Source organism: Chryseobacterium subflavum, from assembly GCF_055762745.1.
Genome location: NZ_JBVTMR010000003.1, coordinates 772,846 through 790,993, shown reverse-complemented (window position 1 = coordinate 790,993; position 18,148 = coordinate 772,846). Strand labels below are relative to the sequence as shown.

General features: G+C 37.1%; 18 protein-coding genes. 6 read left to right on the top strand and 12 right to left on the bottom strand.

Translation table 11 applies throughout. The features are described from left to right. The first annotated feature begins 59 nt into the window (after positions 1 to 59). The 3 genes from AC0INN_RS17080 (at position 60) to AC0INN_RS17070 (ending at position 2,229) form a co-directional block, all read left to right on the top strand. Positions 60 to 1,394, top strand: coding sequence for a carboxylesterase family protein (locus AC0INN_RS17080; protein ID WP_273649553.1), 1,335 nt, complete (start codon positions 60 to 62; stop codon positions 1,392 to 1,394). A gap of 345 nt (positions 1,395 to 1,739) precedes the next feature. Beyond that, positions 1,740 to 2,033: a hypothetical protein gene (locus tag AC0INN_RS17075; RefSeq protein ID WP_172280621.1), complete on the top strand. Its 294-nt coding sequence runs from the start codon at positions 1,740 to 1,742 to the stop codon at positions 2,031 to 2,033. 22 nt (positions 2,034 to 2,055) lie between these two features. Then, a complete protein-coding gene (locus AC0INN_RS17070) occupies positions 2,056 to 2,229 on the top strand; it encodes a hypothetical protein (RefSeq protein ID WP_172280619.1) in 174 nt (57 codons plus the stop codon). 80 nt (positions 2,230 to 2,309) lie between these two features. Here AC0INN_RS17070 and AC0INN_RS17065 read toward each other — a convergent pair whose 3' ends face one another. The 6 genes from AC0INN_RS17065 to lpxK all read right to left on the bottom strand — a co-directional run bounded on the left by AC0INN_RS17065 (position 2,310) and on the right by lpxK (position 7,878). Continuing rightward, complete coding sequence (locus tag AC0INN_RS17065; RefSeq protein WP_273649551.1) at positions 2,310 to 3,782, bottom strand: alpha-amylase; 1,473 nt, start codon at positions 3,780 to 3,782, stop codon at positions 2,310 to 2,312. 46 nt (positions 3,783 to 3,828) lie between these two features. Continuing rightward, positions 3,829 to 4,923, bottom strand: a complete 1,095-nt coding sequence (dinB, locus tag AC0INN_RS17060) for a DNA polymerase IV (RefSeq protein ID WP_273651062.1) — start codon at positions 4,921 to 4,923, stop codon at positions 3,829 to 3,831. A 48-nt stretch (positions 4,924 to 4,971) separates the two neighbouring features. After that, complete coding sequence (locus tag AC0INN_RS17055) at positions 4,972 to 5,430, bottom strand: GNAT family N-acetyltransferase (RefSeq protein ID WP_172280615.1); 459 nt, start codon at positions 5,428 to 5,430, stop codon at positions 4,972 to 4,974. Position 5,431: 1 nt separating this feature from the next. Then, positions 5,432 to 5,947 (bottom strand): TlpA family protein disulfide reductase, encoded by a 516-nt coding sequence (locus tag AC0INN_RS17050; RefSeq protein ID WP_273649548.1) that lies wholly within the window; start codon positions 5,945 to 5,947, stop codon positions 5,432 to 5,434. Positions 5,948 to 6,053: 106 nt separating this feature from the next. Further along, a complete protein-coding gene (locus AC0INN_RS17045; protein WP_172280611.1) occupies positions 6,054 to 6,869 on the bottom strand; it encodes a purine-nucleoside phosphorylase in 816 nt (271 codons plus the stop codon). After that, entirely contained in the window at positions 6,853 to 7,878 is a 1,026-nt protein-coding gene (lpxK, locus tag AC0INN_RS17040) for a tetraacyldisaccharide 4'-kinase (RefSeq protein WP_172280609.1), read from the bottom strand. The genes AC0INN_RS17045 and lpxK overlap by 17 nt, the downstream gene beginning before the upstream one ends. A 49-nt stretch (positions 7,879 to 7,927) precedes the next feature. Here lpxK and truA point away from each other — a divergent pair, with 49 nt between their 5' ends. From truA to AC0INN_RS17025, 3 genes are all read left to right on the top strand, one after another. After that, on the top strand, positions 7,928 to 8,719 hold the full coding sequence (truA, locus tag AC0INN_RS17035; protein WP_273649546.1) for a tRNA pseudouridine(38-40) synthase TruA: 792 nt from the start codon (positions 7,928 to 7,930) through the stop codon (positions 8,717 to 8,719). Between the two features lie 22 nt (positions 8,720 to 8,741). Then, on the top strand, positions 8,742 to 9,086 hold the full coding sequence (locus tag AC0INN_RS17030; protein WP_273649544.1) for a hypothetical protein: 345 nt from the start codon (positions 8,742 to 8,744) through the stop codon (positions 9,084 to 9,086). A gap of 135 nt (positions 9,087 to 9,221) precedes the next feature. Next, positions 9,222 to 10,985, top strand: coding sequence for an ABC transporter ATP-binding protein (locus AC0INN_RS17025; protein WP_172280604.1), 1,764 nt, complete (start codon positions 9,222 to 9,224; stop codon positions 10,983 to 10,985). Between the two features lie 58 nt (positions 10,986 to 11,043). On the opposite strand, the gene AC0INN_RS17020 is transcribed toward AC0INN_RS17025, so the two are convergent. The 6 genes from AC0INN_RS17020 to AC0INN_RS16995 all read right to left on the bottom strand — a co-directional run bounded on the left by AC0INN_RS17020 (position 11,044) and on the right by AC0INN_RS16995 (position 18,018). Then, complete coding sequence (locus AC0INN_RS17020; RefSeq protein WP_306614186.1) at positions 11,044 to 12,822, bottom strand: GEVED domain-containing protein; 1,779 nt, start codon at positions 12,820 to 12,822, stop codon at positions 11,044 to 11,046. Positions 12,823 to 12,999: 177 nt separating this feature from the next. Next, positions 13,000 to 15,282: a patatin-like phospholipase family protein gene (locus tag AC0INN_RS17015; protein ID WP_273649540.1), complete on the bottom strand. Its 2,283-nt coding sequence runs from the start codon at positions 15,280 to 15,282 to the stop codon at positions 13,000 to 13,002. A gap of 135 nt (positions 15,283 to 15,417) precedes the next feature. Beyond that, on the bottom strand, positions 15,418 to 16,041 hold the full coding sequence (locus AC0INN_RS17010) for a class I SAM-dependent methyltransferase (protein WP_273649538.1): 624 nt from the start codon (positions 16,039 to 16,041) through the stop codon (positions 15,418 to 15,420). Between the two features lie 72 nt (positions 16,042 to 16,113). Then, complete coding sequence (locus AC0INN_RS17005) at positions 16,114 to 16,707, bottom strand: hypothetical protein (RefSeq protein ID WP_273649536.1); 594 nt, start codon at positions 16,705 to 16,707, stop codon at positions 16,114 to 16,116. Next, complete coding sequence (locus tag AC0INN_RS17000) at positions 16,694 to 17,167, bottom strand: RNA polymerase sigma factor (protein WP_273649535.1); 474 nt, start codon at positions 17,165 to 17,167, stop codon at positions 16,694 to 16,696. The genes AC0INN_RS17005 and AC0INN_RS17000 overlap by 14 nt, the downstream gene beginning before the upstream one ends. Next, on the bottom strand, positions 17,167 to 18,018 hold the full coding sequence (locus AC0INN_RS16995) for an alpha/beta fold hydrolase (protein ID WP_273649533.1): 852 nt from the start codon (positions 18,016 to 18,018) through the stop codon (positions 17,167 to 17,169). The genes AC0INN_RS17000 and AC0INN_RS16995 overlap by 1 nt, the downstream gene beginning before the upstream one ends. Between the last annotated feature and the right edge of the window lie 130 nt (positions 18,019 to 18,148).

The window sequence follows — 18,148 nt, the reverse complement described above, 5'->3', positions numbered from 1 at the left end:
AAATAGATTCGGGTTTTTCAGAAAAGTGAATTATTTTTAAAGGAAGAAATTTCCGGATAATGAAATCACAGCAGAATATCGGTACTCATATTTTTCAAACCCCGTTTGCGAAAATTATTGCTTTAAAAGAAAATGGTGTAATTAAAGCCAAAGGTATTCGCTATGCCAGGTCTGTAAGATTTCAAAAACCTATTCCTGTACAGCCGTCATCCTCGGAACTTCTTTTTCCGGATAAAACACCGGTCTGTCCACAAAGTATAAGCCCTTTAATTGAAAAAATGATTGGCCCCACGGATCTTAATGGTTTTGAGATTGAAGAATCTACTCAATTTCTTTCTGTTATTCGTCCCGATAATGAGCATACCAGCTTGCCTGTGATTGTTTGGATACATGGAGGCTCTCATGAAATAGGGTGTGGGGATCTTTCCACATCAGATGCGAGCAATTGGGTGAAGGAACAAGATATCATTGTAGTGTCGGTTTCCTATCGCCTGGGGTTGTTCGGTTTTTTAGGAGGCGATGAAGAAAGGCCTGCTAATCTTGGGTTATTTGATATTATTGAAGCATTAAAATGGATTCAAACGAATATAGAAAGCTTTGGAGGAAACCCTGAAAATATTACACTTCTGGGGCAATCATCCGGCGGAGATGCGATCGCCCATCTGATGATTTCAGAAGGTGTTGAAGGCCTTTTCAAAAGGGTGATCATTCAAAGTGCACCGTTAGGTCTTCGCCACAAAAGACAAAAAATGTCAGCCGAATTTCTTAAAAATACGGATTCAATAAAACATGAAACCGATGTCTTAAAGATGATGGAAGAATACAAAAAAAGGATTCCTTCTGTTATTAAATACGGATTAAAAGCAGTGATGCCTTTTGGTATTCAATATGGATTTCCTCCTTTATGCAATGAAGATGAGTCAGAGGAAAGATGGAAAGCGAGTGCTGGAAAAATTGATGTTTTAATTGGACTCAATAATGATGAAACTGCATTCTATCTAAAAACTTCCGAAGCACTCAATACTTATTTTGGTAAAGGTTTTGGTCAGAAGATCATTAATAAAACAGTTCAGCTGACTACAGAAAAAATCTATGGGAAACCTGCAGAACTTTTTGCTGAAAATTATGCTAAAGCCGGAGGTAATGTTTATTTGTTCAGGATCTATTCCAGAATTACGGATAATGAAATAGGAGCTGCGCACAGTATTGATCTTCCTTTGCTTTTTGGAAATGAAGAAGCATGGCAGTCTGCAGGGCTTATAAAAAACATTCCCTGGGAGTATATCCATCATAATGGAAGAAAATTAAGAGCTGTGTGGGCAGAGTTTTCAAGAACTGGAAGGATATCCGGAGAATCATTGAAACCCGATATTTTGGCATTGAGAAAAATATAGTTTGGTTCCGACCTTCGTATCACTAAATATTTTTATCATTTAGGTGCTCAATTTTTTTTATCTATGTGAAAATTATGTAAGGCGGGGGTATGGCTACTTCATTCCTTGTTACCACTTATTTTTATTGCTTTGGTTTTGTGTTTTCATATGTGAAATCCAGTATTTGGTATTTTTTATTCAATATTGTGTGTGTTATTTTGTTATATTTGAGTTATTAATCCCTGGAATGTAATAATTATGGAAAATATTTTCACAAATTATTAATAAAATAAATGCTGAAACGGTAAGGCGGTGAGAGAGACAATTAAAGACTAAAATCTTTTAACCATATAAAACCAAGCAATTATGAAAACAAAATTTCAATGGAATGAATTGAGCCGGGAAGTACTCAAAAACTTACTGGCTGGATCTCCTGGGGAACCTGCTTATTGTGTTTCGGATACGGGTCCGGGAGAAGGAGGATGCAACCCGGGTTATATCTGTGAGAATGGGAAGTGTGTTCCTTATAACCCTTCCGGTGGCGGAAGTACCGGAGGTGGAACAGGAGGAGGGCCGACAGGTCCAACGCATACCTGTTACTGCGGAACTTACTCGTATGTAACTTCTGATCCATGTCCATATACTTGTTTTAGTGACTAAACTTAATCAAATATTTTACAAAATGAAAAAAACTAATTTACCAGCAGGCCGTATAAGAAAAATAGAGCGGCAGGAACTTAAAGCTTTAAAAGCCGGAGGAATTATCCGTGACAGAGTATGCTGTACTTCAAATGAAGACAACCAATGCTGTGAATGGGCAAGTGATATATGGAATTGCAGATATATCTACTGCTAAAAGCCAATAGTATAAAGACATTTCAAATGTACATAACCGGATGATGCTTTCCTGGTTATGTACATTTAATTTAATTGTATCTATTCAGGGACCCAGACGCTTACATTTCCAGCAGGAACAGGAAAATTTCCCCAGCCTTTTTCATCAATAACTACTCTGTCTTCGAATCTTCCAAGCAGATCATAGAAACTTTGCCCCGAATACTTTTCCCCCATTTCCATGGGTTTATTGTAAGCATCTTTATTACTTAGGACAACAGCACAGCCCGTGTGCTCGTCATCTCCTTCACGAACCCATCCCAAGCAGTTAGCATCTTCAAAATAATCTTTCTGGATTCCATAGGCATGTTCTTTTCGCGCCTTTAGCAGTTCTTCAATTCCATTTACTTTATTCAGGAAAATTTCCTGATCATTTCCCTCCCGGTCCTTATCTACGTAATGGGCTCCGTACAAATCGGGATAAAATACACAAGGATAGCCGTCTTCCCTGAGGAGGATCAAAGCATAGGCAAGAGGTTTGAACCACTCTTCTACAGGAGCTTCAAGGTCTTGTAAAGGCTGGGTATCATGATTATCAACAAGACTTACGGAATGCAGCGGGTCAGCCTGAGTGAGAGTGCCATCAAAAATCCTTCTCAGATCATAAGATCCTCCCTCTTTGGAAGCATTGTGGAAATTGTTTTGAAGAGAGCTGTCAAATAAGCTCATGCACCCTTCCGTAACTTCAATATATTTTTGGAGTAAATTCAAATATCCAGGTGCCCAGTATTCTCCAACAGCAAAGATATTTTTGCCTGAATTGGACCGGATAAGTGTTAGCCATTCTTTATAAAAATCAAAAGAAATATGTTTTAAAGCATCCAGCCTTACACCATCAAAGTCGGTCTGATCAAAATACCATTTGGCCCATGCGTTGAGTTCTTCACGAACAAATGGATTGCGATGCTCAATATCATTATACATCAGATAATCATAATTGCCTTTTTCATCATCAATCATCTCTTCCCAGTCGTTTCCATATTCGGACTGTATTTTGAAGATATGCGAATCCATTCCTTCGGCATAATCTACGCCGCTGAAACAAGTTGCATTCCATTCAAAGTCAGAATATTTTTTATTTCTTCCAGGGAAAGTAAACTTGGTATAGGACTGTATTTCGATAACATCTGAAATTACCTTTTCCCTGTTATTTTCATCCACTTTTACTGCTTTCATTGTTTCCAGCTCGTCGCCACCGGCTTTATGCCCTAATACAACATCTACAATAACCTGGATATTTTGTTCCTTTAAAGCCTTTATTGCTTTTAAGTAATCATCTTTGGTTCCATACTTTGTGGGAATACTTCCTTTCTGGTCGAATTCTCCCAGGTCAAAAAGGTCATAAGCATCATATCCTGTTGAATAACCTCCACTAGTTCCCTTGTAAGCGGGTGGGAACCAAACTGAAGTTATACCAAGTTCGGCTAAATAAGCAGATTGTTTTTGAGCCTCCTTCCAGAGTGTTTGGTTTCCGTCTGAGTACCAGTGGAAAAACTGAATCATCGTTGGGTTCATACATTATAGAATTTGGTTACTACAATGTAGTGAAAATTTCTAATTATTAATGCCCAAACTCCTGAAACGGTATTTTTAGTTGAACAGAAACCTGCTTTTTTTCCTCAGTATTAAGGTGGGCAAGGGATAAGCCTAATAACCTGACAGGTTTATCAAAGGGTCTTAATTCCCAAAGCTTTTTGGAGGTTTTGTAGTATTCTTCTTCAGAAACATAGTAATCTTCTTTTGTCATGCTCCTGGTAAACAGTGAAAAATCTTTATACTTTATTTTTAAAGTGAGGGATCTGCCCAGAATATTATTTTTTTGTAACCTTTGATGTAGTTCTGCACTTAAGCTTTCCAGTTTCTCATTGATTTGCTGTTCATCATAGAGATCTTCAAAAAAAGTCCTTTCTACAGCTACACTTTTCTGGATGCGATGAGGTTTAACTTCTGAATGATGAATTCCACGAACAACATTGTAATAGTAGTTTCCGGATTTTCCGAACAGGCTTACTAATTCCTGTAATGTTTTTTTCTTTAAATCTTTTCCCTTGAAAATCCCCAGCGTAAACATTTTGTTGGCCGTAACTTTTCCTACCCCGTAGAATTTTTCAACGGGTAGTTCTTCCAGAAAACTTTCAATTTTGTCGGGGTGAATGGTTTTTTGTCCGTTCGGTTTATTGATATCCGAAGCTACCTTTGCTAAAAATTTATTAACTGAAATACCGGCTGAGGCAGTAAGACCTGTTTGTTCAAAGATTTTTTTGCGGATTTCTCTCGCAATATCATTGGCGGATTCTATTCCTTTTTTGTTTTCAGTCACATCCAGATAAGCTTCATCCAGGGACAATGGCTCTACCAGGTCGGTATACTCATGAAAGATCTCTCTTATCTTTCTGGAAATTTCTTTGTAACGGGCGAAGCGGGGAGGAACAAAAATGAGATGCGGGCATTTTTCTTTTGCTGTTTTACTTGGCATGGCAGAACGGACACCGAATTTTCTTGCTTCATAACTGGCAGCTGAAACTACACCCCGATGCTCTCCTCCCACGGCAATTGGTTTTCCTCTAAGCGCAGGATTATCATGCTGCTCCACAGAAGCATAAAATGCATCCATATCTACATGTATAATCTTGCGAATGGGAAAAGAAAAATCCATATCACAAAGATATGGATTCATTTATTTCTATATTTCAATAAATTAATATCATTTTTTCAATCTCATGGTAAGGAGCACAGGTTCAAATCCTACTTTTTCATAAGCTTTTACAGCAGATTCATTCTGATCATAAACATCTAATCTTATTTCTTTCATTCCCCTTTCTTCTGACCACTTTATGAGTCTATCTATAACGGATTGATTGATTCCCTGTCCCCTGTGTTCCGGTTTTACATACATAAACCCCAGATATGCATACTCTTTGAAATTAAAATAATCCTTTTCCGCTTTTTTAATCATCGCATATCCCGACGCAACGATTTCATGATCCTTTTCCGCTACAATAAGGGTAGCATCTTCAGACTCAATCAAAGAAACTAAATCATAATAATGAATGGTACCGTTAATAAGGGTTGGATTATAGGGCCTTTCTGCAGTAACTACACCTTGTTCGAATTCAAGAAGAGTTTTCAGGTCTTCTTTTGTTGCTTCTCTTAAAGTTACCATATTATTGTAAAAGTTTATTGATGGTGGCTTGTATTTCAGGATCTTCCGGTGAGATGGCGTAGTATTTTGCAATAGCTGATTTCTGGTCGATCACCATGTATCTCGGAATCCAGTTGAGGTCAATATAATTATTAAAGTCATTTTTCCATCCTGATGCAAACCAATAATTATCTTTGTCTTTCATATCAAATCTTTCAAGGCTTTTATCGAAACCTTCTTTCGATCTTTCCAGAGAAAGAAATACAAAGTCTATGTTCGGATTATTTTTTTCGAGTTCCTGTGCTTTTGGAAGTGCCTTCAGGCAATCTCTGCACCAACCGGCCCAAAAATCAATGACCACCACTTTTCCTTTGTGCTGGTTAAGAATTTCCTGCATAGTAATGCTCTTTCCCTCTTCATTTTCAAGCTTTTGTTGTAAAGCTTCTTTGGAAAAACTGGTTTTAAGTACTTTAGGAACTTCCTGAGAATAAAATGTCCCAAATGTTCCAAGCATAAAAAATATGAATAGCTTTTTCATTTTCAATTTCATTTTTTACAAATCTAAACAATGAAACGAAGTTATGAATTGCTTTTTGGATTAATTGGCAAAAATTTAAGAAATCGAAAAATTCGATAAAAAAGAACTACTGATAATTTTTAACCAGACCTTTTACTACCGTGATTACGTTGGGCATTGCTTTATTGGCTGCATTAAGAACTTCTTCGTGAGAAACGGCTAATGCAATATCGGGTCCGCCAAGATCCGTAATAACTGAAATACAAAAAACATCCATATCCATATGACGGGCAACAATAACTTCCGGAACAGTACTCATTCCTACCATATCACCACCTATAGCTTTTATCATTCCATATTCTGCGGGTGTTTCAAAGGTAGGTCCCTGTAATGCGACATAGATTCCCTGGTGAATTCTAATGTTATTTTCTGAAGCAGTGCGTTCTGCGATACTGATCATTTTTTTATTATAAGGCTCGCTCATATCGACAAACCTCGGGCCTAGTTCTTCTATATTCTTACCACGAAGAGGATGTTCAGGCATCATATTGATGTGATCTTTCAGAATAACAATGTCGGCGACCCTGAATTCAGGATTTACTCCTCCGCAGGCATTTGAAAGAAGTAGGTTTTTAATACCGATCAGATGAAAAATCCTTACAGGAAATACCACAGTTTCGATAGAATGGCCTTCATAATAATGAAAGCGTCCACTCATTATCAATACCTTTTTACCTTCTAAAATACCATATATCAGCTGACCTCCATGACCAGCCACTGTTGTTTGAGGAAAGTTAGGAATGTCTTTGTATTCCAATATGTGTATTGGCTGAACTTCATCTTTCAGTTTTCCCAGGCCGGATCCTAATACGATTGCAAAATCAGGCGTATCCTGAATGATGTTTTTGATGAAGGCTGCGGTTTCTTTAATTTTTCCTAACATAATCCGAGATGATTTGATTAAACTCTTCCTTTTTGTCAATGATTACATTGATAGGCCAGTAATAAACAATATCTCTAAGATAGTCAAAGGTTTTTAAACGAACATAATCTTTCTCGGTTGTTAAGATCAATTTATATTCGCCCAGTTTCTTATATTCAGCAATTATTTTTTTGATGTCTTCGTCGGAAAAATTATGATGATCCCTGAATTTAAGGTGTTTTACTCTATGTGAAAATTTTGCCAGATGCTCCAGCAATGGTTTTGGATTGGCAATCCCTGTAATTAAAAGAATGTCATAATAATTCAGGTTGTTGTCAGGAAGCATTTTTTCTCTTCCGTATACATTTTCGTCATATCCGATAGATGAAAAGAATACTTTCTGGTGACGCTCAGGTCTTATTCTGGAAATATAATACTGTTTGGTCTCCTCCGTCAGTTCATCAGGACATTTGCTGACCATAATAAGATCGGCTCTTTTTACCCCGGCTCTTGATTCCCTGAGATCCCCTGCCGGAAGAAGGTGGTCCCTAAAATACGGGTCATTAAAATCCGTCATCAGAATATTAAATCCTGCTTTGATCGCCCTATGCTGAAAAGCATCGTCCAGTACAAGAACATCCAGGTCCATGTCATCAATGACTTTTTTGGCTCCAGGCACTCTTTCCTCAGAAACTGCAATAACGAAACGGTTCTTAAAACGTTCAAAAAGCTGCATCGCTTCATCACCTACCATTTTGTAGTTGCTGTCATAATTGGTCACCTCATAACCTTTTGTAAGTCTTCCGTAACCTCGGGAAAGGACACCGGTTCTGTAATGTTTGGATAAAAACTGAGCAAGGTACATCACCATTGGCGATTTTCCACTTCCGCCAACGGACAAATTGCCGACATTGATGATCGGCGTTTTGAATTTCGTAGATTTAAAGATCCCCAGATCATACATTGTGTTTCGGATACCCGTTACCAAATGATAACCTACAGAGAAGGGATAAAGGTACCATCTTTTCATACGATTGCAAAAATAGTAATTTTTAAGAGGATTTGGCTGAATATTCTCAATGACTTTTCAACAAATATTTCATAAAATTAAAGTATTTTTGTGGAGTTATTATACTACATTGAGGTACTTTATAGAGTTTTCTTACAACGGTAAAAATTATTTCGGTTATCAGATCCAGCCGGACGCCAATTCTGTACAGGAAGAATTGGAAAAAGCACTATCCACTATTTTACGGGAAGAGATTAAAATTACAGGAGCCGGAAGGACGGACACCGGTGTTCATGCAAAAAAAATATTCGCCCACTTTGATACCCAGGTGGCTTTTAATGATCAGCTCAGTCACAGGCTGAACAGCTTTCTTCCGCCTGATATTGCTGTTAAGAGGATTTTTCCTGTAAAAGATGATTTTCATGCCCGGTTTGATGCCACCTACAGAACATACGAATATTATATTTCTTTAGAAAAAAATCCATTTACACTGGAATCTGCATGGCAACATTGGAAAAGACCTTTGAGCATCGATGCAATGAATGAAGCCTGTAAAATTTTATTCGAGTATAAGGATTTTACGAGTTTTGCCAAATTGAAAACAGATAATAAGACCAATATCTGCCACATTTACAAAGCAGAGTGGGAACAGGAAGGAAGCGAACTTAAATTTACCGTTTCTGCCAACCGTTTTCTCAGGAATATGGTACGGGCAATCGTGGGGACAATGGTGGAAATCGGTGCAGGAAAAATGAAGCCCGAAGATCTGAGAAAAGTTATTGAAAATAAAAACCGTAACTCGGCCGGCACTTCTGCTCCGGCACAAGGATTATTTCTCGTAGATGTAGGCTACGAATTTTAAAAAACAAAAAACTATAATCATTATGATGTCTATTTTTATCCTGATTGGAGCGTACAGATACTATGCTGCACTGGCAGAAAGATTTGGGAAAACCAAATGGCATTTTGGACTGTTGGGTATAGGGATCTATCTGGGGTTTCAGGTTGCGTTTTTATTTTGCTATGGTTTCTATATCGCACTTACTAACCCAGGTTCTTTACATGATAACGATTATACCGGATATAGCCTTGTGAATGTAATAAGCTGGCTATGTGCAATAGCTGTTGTGTGGGGAATTTACCAGTTTCTTGAAAAAAAGTTTACAAAAGAAACCATCCATAAACCAAGCCTGGAAATTGAGGAGATAGGGAGTAAGGAAAATGCATAACAATAGGATATTCATATTTTAAATAATTGATATCCGTTATTTTCTATTGGTATTTGGATAAGTTGTTCTCGCTTTCAAATTATAAAGTGTTATTTTTGCATGGAATTTATTTAATTCTTTCTTTCAATTTGTACAATGAAAAAACAAGATACCTGGGGAATTATTAAAAGGCTTTTCTTTATCGGAATGAAATTCCGGTCCTGGTTTATCCTTACTTTAATCATTTCCGTTTTACTTTCCATCGTTTCTACTTACAGACCTTACCTTACCATGGAAGTTGTAGATAATGATATCACCAGGCTGCAGGATAAAGCTCTGATGATGAAGCATATCTACATTTTGGTAGGATTGGTTGTTGCAGAAACTGTTTTAAACTTTTTCCTGGTCTATTTCTCCAATTATATTTCTCAGAATGTAATCAGGGATATCAGAGAGAGGTTGTATTCTAAACTTATTTATTTCAGGACATCATTTTTTGATAAAACACCTATAGGACAACTGGTAACACGTGCCGTTGGGGATGTGGAAACCATTGCTACAGTTTATACGGACGGATTCCTTATGGTTTTCGGGGATATTTTGAGAATCGTCTTTGTATTAGTGATGATGTTCAGTACTAATGTTCATCTGAGCTATATTACACTGGCTATACTTCCTTTGATGGTGGTTATTACCCGTTTTTTTCAAAAGAGGCTGAAAAAAGCATTTGGAGATGAAAGAACCTGGACGGCGAATCAGAATTCCTTTGTTCAGGAAAGATTAGCCGGAATGCCAATTATACAGGTGTTCAACAGACAGGAAGCTGAATTTAAAAAATTTGATGATATCAATATTACCCTAAAGGCTGCATTGCTGAAAACCGTTTTTATCTTTTCATTATTTTTTCCTGTAGTAGAACTTATCTCATCCCTATTTATTGGGTTTATCCTTTTCTATGGAGGATATATTACCATTAGTGCGGGGGTGGTTATTGCTTTTATCCAGTATATTTCAATGCTGATCAGACCTTTACGCCAGATCGCAGACCGATTTAATAATATCCAGCGTGGAATTGTAGGTGCAGAAAGGGTACTGGGATTAATGGATGAGGATTATGCGATGCCTAATCACGGAACAGTAAAAAAAGATCACTTCAATGGTAAAATTGAATTCAGGGATGTTCGTTTTGCTTACGATGAAAAGCAGGAAGTACTGAAAGGAATCAATTTCAAAGTGAATCCGGGAGAAACAGTTGCTATTGTCGGAGCTACAGGAGCAGGTAAATCTACGATCATCAGTCTGATCACGAGGCTGTATGATATCAATTCCGGGGAGATTTTTATTGATGATGTAGAGCTGAAAGATTATGAATTATATAATCTCAGAAGTCATATTGGGGTGGTATTACAAGATGTTTTCCTTTTCCATGGAAGTATCTTTGAAAATCTCTCTTTTGGAGATGAAAGTATTACCCTGGATAAAATAAAAGCAGGGGCCAGAGAAATTGAAGTAGATGAATTCATTCAGCAGCTTCCGGGTGGTTATGATTATGTAGTCAGTGAAAGAGGCTCGTCGATCTCATTAGGGCAAAGGCAGTTATTGTCTTTCTTGAGAGCTTATCTGTCCGATCCGAAAATTTTGATCCTCGATGAAGCTACCTCTTCAATTGATCATGAAAGTGAAAAACTGATTCAGAGGGCTACGGAGAAAATCACGAAAAACAGGACTTCGATTATTATTGCACACAGGCTTTCAACCATTGAAAAAGCGGATAAGATTATCGTAATGGAACATGGTAAAATTGTAGAAGAAGGAAAGCATTTGGAGTTGCTTGATCAAAATGGGTATTATTCCACATTGTATAAAGCACAGCTGAGACATGAAGTAGAAATGGAAGAAGAAAACCGGGCGTCAAAATAATAATCGTCATAGATAACAGAAATAAAAAAGAGAGCTGAAGTTGCTCTCTTTTTTGTTTTTAGAATTTTAGTTTTTGGGTGATCACTTTTCCGTTTTCCAATGTTGCCCGGACTGTTACTACTACATTTTTGACATTTAATGGAGCGGTAATTTCTGTAGATTTCATATTGGTTTGGTTCACCAGAATTCTTCCTGAGGCATCATAGATTACCAGCAAGGTAATTTGCAGGTCACTTTTTATGTACACTGAATTTTCTGCCTGTGTAATAAAGGTTTTGTTTTCAATTGCATTTTTAGCGGATAGGGTTCTTGGTTCAATGATCACTGAATAATCTTCTATCTGTCCGTATTTAGGAGTATAACAAGCGGTAACGGTTGTTCCGTTATATTCACCAATTACCCTCATTCTTAAAGGAGTATTGGCTACAGCATTTGAAGGTGGAGTTACTGATGCTGTTGCAGTGGAACCTGCTGCTATATTGCTTTGGTTCAGAACCAGCTCCGTTGTTTCATTAAATTGTCCATCGTTGTTGTAATCGATGTATGCTTTTATAATATGAGGATTGTTTGTTCCGGGAGTAATGGTAAGGGTCGTTGAGGTGCCTGAAGGTATTGTGGTTTTGGAAATTCCCAGACAATAATTTCCCGTAAAATTTTCGTAGAAATTATTAGTGGCAGCCTTGTAATTGGTTGAATAATTATTAATGCTTCCAAATTTGACAGAAGTGATTCCTATGTTGTAATTTCCTGGATTCGTTATTGTTGTTGGGGTGCAAGCTGTGGTTAAAGATGTATTGTTGTTAGGTGTAGTGCTACTTGCGACCGGAGAATTGATTAAAGATTGTCTGTACTGTAAAAGCTGGGCTGTAGCTCTGTCGGATTGTCCCGGGGTAAAGAGATCTCTGAAACAGAAAGTATAAGACATTACATTTCTTTCACCTCCTGCATAGGTAACGCTTGTACATGGGTTGATCTGACCGGTCTGACATGTATAGGGAACGGAAGAGTGGTAAAGGCTTTTCATTGGTTCTGTATCGCATACCAGGTCTCCTTGTAATGTACAATCGGTATTAGCAGGACAGGCCCCGGTAGAGTCGTTGAATCCTTCATGGGTGTGACGGAGTCCTAACGCATGTCCGAATTCATGTGCCAGTGTTTGCGCGTTTACAGATGATGCGCTTGTAGACATAAATGCATAATCATTGCTGCCACCCGGGTAATAGGCAAAGCCATTAAGGGTTCCTGAATTAGAGGCTAACTTTTTTACCACATAAATATTATAATACTTACTGGTATCCCACATTCCAAGGGCTGTAATTTCGGATGCCGTTACAGCATTGGTCGTATTATCATTGTTTACACCACCGCTTACATATTTTGGAAGATGGGAAGCATTGATCCTGTTGATCCCGTTGGTCGCTGTACAGGTGGGACTGATTTTCGCAAAAACAAATTTTACAGGGAGTATGGCACTGGATGATGACATGCCGCTTGAAGAACTTCCGGAAAATACTCCGTTAGTGTAATTAACCCATGCAATAATGTCGGCATCCGACTTGTTGTTTACTGTTCCGACCGCGCTTCCGTCCCCTACAACATGGACAACAACGGGAATTTCATATACCTGATTCTTATTAAGGGTAGATGCTAGTTTTCCACTTTTAATCAGTTTGGATAACTCTAAGTTAAAAGCATCATCCCGAGCCTTTTCTTCGGGATGCCGTTCATAATGTTTTCGCATTAATTCGTCGGTACCGCATTCTATTAATTCAGTTTTTTGAGCGTAAAACTGGCTGCATGAAGAGCCTAAAATAATAGCTAATAGTAGTTTTTTCATAATATAATTGTTAGTGGTTTTAATATATTCATATTAAAAATAAACAAAAATATCAATAGTGTGGGAAATAATTTAATGCTTTTATAAAGACCTTGAAGGATTCGAAAAAGATGATATTGAATATTTCACAATAGCCTATTTCTTTAATTTCATCGTCCATTATTTTGTGGATACAAATCAGAATTTAAATCCGATACTAAAATAAGCCCGCCAGAAATTAAGTGCATCGTTTCTGGATATATTTACGTTAATGGGACCTAAAATTGATTCATATCCCAGATTAAGTCCATAACCAATAAGTTTGGAATTGCTCTTGAAAGGGGATAGCTCGTCACTTATTGCAGCATAGTGAAAAGAGGGAGTGAGGAAAATCCTGTGATAAATCCGGTACTGAACCTCAAGTCCTAGCTTGGCAACTGAATTTATAGGAACTTCTTTTTGCCTGAACCCGTTAAATTCAGGATTCATTCCGTCAAAATTATATTCACTTCCTCCCAGATTGAATTTCTGATTGAGAAAAAGATAAGGGATACCCTCTGAAGATCCAAGAGTTTGAGGAGAGAAGTTTGTTCCTAAAAAAGCATTTGCCTTAACAGATACCTTTTTATTGATTGGAATAATATAATTTTCATTGAGCGCTAATGTGATCAGATTCTTGGGTTTATAATATCCTTCAGCCCCGGGATTTAAGTATTCATAGAGTGTAGGTTGTATTTCTTTCAGATCATAAAGGTTGTATTGATCTCCAAAATAATACTTCGTGATGAACTGAAAATTGTTTCCTGAAGTAGGATAATATCTGGTATTGAAGTTATTTTGATTGAATTTAAAATACAGGTCAAGATTGGTATGATAATATACCTTTTTGCTGTACAAGTCTGTAAAGGTCTGGCTAATCCTGTCTACAGACCGGTTTAATTTTTCAGCGTTGAACTCTAAGCCGAATGAAGCCATTGTATTCGGATGAATCGAATAATTGACCGCTGTATTTGCTTTAATGCTTCTGTAAATATAGTTGGGGAAAAATAAATTATTTTCAACATCATTGTTTTCTGAGAATCTCAACAGGAGGTCATTACTTTTAAGAAAAGAAATATTTCCTTCTGTACTTAACCACCAGCGGTAATCCGTATCCAGAAATTTCTGAAACTGCAAACGGGCCTTGAAACGTTCCGAAATATCTACAGTTGCTATGGCCCGGAATTTTGCTTCTGCATAATCCCGGTAGGTATAATTCAGGATGATCCCTACGGATTGTTCATTATCATAGTGTAGGGCTAATTTAAGCATGCTTGGTGTGGATCTCTTTACGAAAATGTTCATAATTAAACCGTTTTCCGAATCTGTGTAAGTATAATACACCCTGTCATACTGTCGAATTCCAAAAACCTTGTCGATAGCAGCATTTACAGTTTTGGCATCGTAATATACACCCTCCTTTAATCCCATCAGGTTTTTAATAGTTTCAATCTCGGACGGATTAGTGATCGGTGTACCATTATCTTCACTATAAGTAAACTGTATGGTCGGTTTTTTAACCTCTTCAACAAGTTTGTGCTTATAAATAATTCCCAGTCTGCGTTGCTCGTTGGCTAAGGCTATAAATTCCGGAAGGTGTCTTTTAGCTTCTGCTTCTCCTATTTTTATGATTTCCTTGTATTTTCTGAAGTCTTTAGTGGTGTAATCATTAAGCGGAGTTACAAAATCCACCATGATATCCGACATCTTCTTTTGTTCATTGAAATCCTGTACGGAATGGAATGCATGTGTCTGATAGATCATTTTCATCGGATTTTTGATCTCATCTTTTGTGAAAAGCCTGAATCCTGTATAGCCTCCGATAATATAATCAGCTCCCATATCTTTTACTTCCTTTACCGGAAAATTACGGTCGAGGCCACCGTCTACAAGAAGTTTTCCATCAATATAGACCGGTGCGAAAGCGGCAGGTATGGCTAAGGTAGAACGAATCGCCAGTGCAAGAGAACCTTTTTTCTGCATAACCAATCCACCATTCACAATATCGGATGATGTAAGTTGAACAGGAATAGGAAGTTTACTAAAGTCGTTGATATGTTTTGCAGGAAACGTTAATGTATTGAGAACTTCACCCATGTATTGCCCTTCTATAAAGGATCCCGGTAGGGAAGGCCGGCCATCGTTTACCGGAAATTCAAGAATATATTTATTGTACTCATCTTTTTCGCTGATATTGACCTTGTTGTAGGGGATTTTGTTACTTAGGATCCTTTTCCAGTTCATGCCATACACCATTTTTTTCAATTCTTCACCATTATATCCCATAGCATATAATCCACCAAGAATTCCACCCATACTGGTCCCGGTAATATAATCTATTTTAATCCCTAGTGAATCTATTGTTTTTAAAATTCCCAGATGTGCAAAGCCCTTGGCACCACCTCCGCTAAGCGCTAACCCAAACTTTGTGTCTTTTGTCATGGGAGGCATTTTCTTTATGGTGTCTTGTGCAGAAAATAAACAAAATATACATATAAGAAAGACAGTGAGGAAATTTTTCATTTTAATAGGCTTACTTCAAATTAGCAAAAAAGACGATCGGGTCTATTAAGGATTTCAATAGGGGATCTTTTTTTTAAAACTACAGAATGTGAAATTTTGAATCGTGTCAAAAGGAGTTGTATGATCTGATGAAATACACTGTATCTTTTCGAAATGGTTGGCGAACTGCTTTTCCATGGACTCCTCATCGTATTGCTTAATCTCCAGACCACTGCATTTTGTAGGTCCGTTTTTTGAAAAAGTTCCTAACACCATAAATTCTTTTATGCTTTTCCCTGCAATATCCAGATAGCTGGAGATTTGTTCTTCTTCGGTTAAAAAATGAAATGTGGCCCTGTCGTGCCAAAGATCATATTGGAATTCAGGTTCGAATTTAGTAATGTCCGTAACAATAAATTTCACTTTTTCGGATTTCTTTCCTAAACGCTTTTTTGTCTTTTCCAATGCATTCGCAGAAATGTCCAGCACCGTGATATCCTGATATCCTTTGTCAATCAAAATATCTACAAGACGACTTTCACCTCCGCCAATATCTATTATTTTAGCGTCTTTTTTTAAGTCAAATGATGCAATGAAATCCAGTGATATTTCAGGTTTTTCCTGCGTCCAGCTTACCTGATCAGGACTTTTTGTCTCGTATACTATATCCCAGTGATTTTTATTCTTTGACAAATCCATAAGGAGTGTTGTTTTTAGCAGGGCTAAATTACAAAAGACCTGATGAAAGAAAATATTTTAATTGATTTATTTTTATTCAACCAGCTGTTTGTTGATTTCTTCGAATTTTTTAATAAGCTCATGGAGTTTTGACTGTTCTTTCCTTATGGTTTTAGGTCTTATGTAAAACCAGTTAAAGGCAATCCATATAAAAGTTAATGAATAGGCAAAAACAGCCATAAATGTTGTCATCCTTGAAGTGTATTCATACATATAGAGACTGATTCCTGCCAATAACATAGTGAAGTAAAGATTGGTCATGAACGTTTGTACAAAACCCTGTTTGCTTTTCAAAACATACAGGCTATGCAAATATTCACTGTTGGATTGGTCGGTGTTGGTTTTATAAAAGAATGTAAACAGCCTGTTGTAAGCAAACAGGAAAATTACCATTGCCAGAATAATCAGTACGATTCCGATTTTTGTGGTGACTAGCTGAGGTTGATAGTGATACCATATCAGACCTATAAATATACTGGTTAAAAGTAGCATTATATTGGTTAATATAAGCTTTTTCAGATTTTTGCTTTTATAGGACTCCAGTTTAGCAAGCAAATCTTTAAGGTCGGGCTTATTTACTTTTTGTTGTTGCCAGATATTTTTAAAATCTATATTAGTAGGTTCCATGTTCCCTGAATTTTTGAGTTAATTTTTCTTTTATTCTGTGGATTTTTACCCTGACATTGGATTCTGATAATCCCACGATATTGGCTATTTCGGCCTGTTTTAATTCTTCCAGTTCTAAAGAAATAATAATACGGTCTGTTTCCGGCAATTCGGAGATGAATTTATAAAGAAGTTGTATCTCAGATTCCATGGATTCCTGTTTCTTTTCCTCTAAATTACCTGGTAAATCAGCTTTTGTGAATCTTTTCTCCCTTTCAATCTGTCTCAGGCAATTATTGGAGGCGATCCTGAAAATCCAGGTTCCCACAGAAGATTCATTTCTGAATTTAGGAAGTTGTTGCCATACAATGACAAATGTTTCTTGAGCAATGTCCTGTGCCCATTCGGAATTGTTTACATATCCCATACACAGGCGGAATATTTTTTGCCAGTATACTTCGTAGATTTCCTCAAATACCATTATTTTGCAGATAAGAAGTTATTCAACTGGTTGAAATACCATTCCTTATCATCATACATGATGAAGTGTAAACCTTTAGTAGCATATTGTAAATTTGCATTTTTCATATTCTTATATTGATCTTCCATGGCTGGTTTAAAATTAGTAAAATAAGACTCTAATAATATAAGTGAAGGACATTGTATATTTTTTATTTTTTCCCGGAGGTCAGTATTCGAGAAGTCACAATACATTTCTGCAAAAGTCTTACGGTCTGATTGCTGACTCCATCCGATCACAGTTTCCTGCATGGAAGTATCCGCCAAAAGCTGGGGGATAGATTTCAGCTGCATCTGACGAAATTGATCATCTGTCATGGCTGTCATTTTATTGATGGTAGCAGAGCAATCATTGTTTTCCTTAGATGTAAAAGAAGGATTCATTAATGCCGATAAGCACGGCAAAGCATCTACAACGATAATCTTACCCACTAATTGTGGATGATCTGCAGCCAGAGCGAGGGCAAGGCCTCCACCCATACTGTGCCCGATGATAACAGGCTTGTCAATTCTCTGGTCACTGATGAATTCTGCAATTTTGTTTTCCCAGTTTTTAAAGCTGGCGCCGGGCTGAGGCTTTGCACCTGCGAATCCTGCCATTGTTAAAGTATAGCAAGTAAAATTCTTATCAAACTTTAGGGTCGTTTCATTCCATACATCTCCGGAAGAGGCAAAACCGGGGATCAAAATCAGGGCTTGTTTCCCACTTCCTGATTTTTTAACTTCAAAAGGATAGGATTTTGTTTGTCCGAACACATTAGCACATAGAGCTAAAAATAATAATATCACGGCAAGGAATGTCAATTTTTTCATTTCATTTAAGATTTAATGGTTAATTTACCTTTTAGATACAGGCCTGAAAAAAATGTTACAAAATTTTTAAAATAATTTTAAATCTTATGAATAATTTCCGGAATACCCCTTTAATAAAGGGTATTTTAAA

Excerpts from the sequence above, each read along its gene's own strand:
- AC0INN_RS17005 (WP_273649536.1), bottom strand. The coding sequence starts at position 16,707 with ATGGAACCTACTAATATAGATTTTAAAAATATCTGGCAACAACAAAAA.
- AC0INN_RS17080 (WP_273649553.1), top strand. The coding sequence starts at position 60 with ATGAAATCACAGCAGAATATCGGTACTCATATTTTTCAAACCCCGTTT.
- AC0INN_RS17070 (WP_172280619.1), top strand. The coding sequence starts at position 2,056 with ATGAAAAAAACTAATTTACCAGCAGGCCGTATAAGAAAAATAGAGCGG.
- AC0INN_RS16995 (WP_273649533.1), bottom strand. The coding sequence starts at position 18,018 with ATGAAAAAATTGACATTCCTTGCCGTGATATTATTATTTTTAGCTCTA.
- AC0INN_RS17000 (WP_273649535.1), bottom strand. The coding sequence starts at position 17,167 with ATGGTATTTGAGGAAATCTACGAAGTATACTGGCAAAAAATATTCCGC.
- AC0INN_RS17045 (WP_172280611.1), bottom strand. The coding sequence starts at position 6,869 with ATGTTAGGAAAAATTAAAGAAACCGCAGCCTTCATCAAAAACATCATT.
- AC0INN_RS17030 (WP_273649544.1), top strand. The coding sequence starts at position 8,742 with ATGATGTCTATTTTTATCCTGATTGGAGCGTACAGATACTATGCTGCA.
- AC0INN_RS17065 (WP_273649551.1), bottom strand. The coding sequence starts at position 3,782 with ATGAACCCAACGATGATTCAGTTTTTCCACTGGTACTCAGACGGAAAC.
- AC0INN_RS17015 (WP_273649540.1), bottom strand. The coding sequence starts at position 15,282 with ATGACAAAAGACACAAAGTTTGGGTTAGCGCTTAGCGGAGGTGGTGCC.
- AC0INN_RS17010 (WP_273649538.1), bottom strand. The coding sequence starts at position 16,041 with ATGGATTTGTCAAAGAATAAAAATCACTGGGATATAGTATACGAGACA.
- AC0INN_RS17020 (WP_306614186.1), bottom strand. The coding sequence starts at position 12,822 with ATGAAAAAACTACTATTAGCTATTATTTTAGGCTCTTCATGCAGCCAG.
- AC0INN_RS17055 (WP_172280615.1), bottom strand. The coding sequence starts at position 5,430 with ATGGTAACTTTAAGAGAAGCAACAAAAGAAGACCTGAAAACTCTTCTT.
- dinB (WP_273651062.1), bottom strand. The coding sequence starts at position 4,923 with ATGGATTTTTCTTTTCCCATTCGCAAGATTATACATGTAGATATGGAT.
- truA (WP_273649546.1), top strand. The coding sequence starts at position 7,928 with ATGACTTTTCAACAAATATTTCATAAAATTAAAGTATTTTTGTGGAGT.
- AC0INN_RS17050 (WP_273649548.1), bottom strand. The coding sequence starts at position 5,947 with ATGAAAAAGCTATTCATATTTTTTATGCTTGGAACATTTGGGACATTT.
- AC0INN_RS17075 (WP_172280621.1), top strand. The coding sequence starts at position 1,740 with ATGAAAACAAAATTTCAATGGAATGAATTGAGCCGGGAAGTACTCAAA.
- AC0INN_RS17025 (WP_172280604.1), top strand. The coding sequence starts at position 9,222 with ATGAAAAAACAAGATACCTGGGGAATTATTAAAAGGCTTTTCTTTATC.
- lpxK (WP_172280609.1), bottom strand. The coding sequence starts at position 7,878 with ATGAAAAGATGGTACCTTTATCCCTTCTCTGTAGGTTATCATTTGGTA.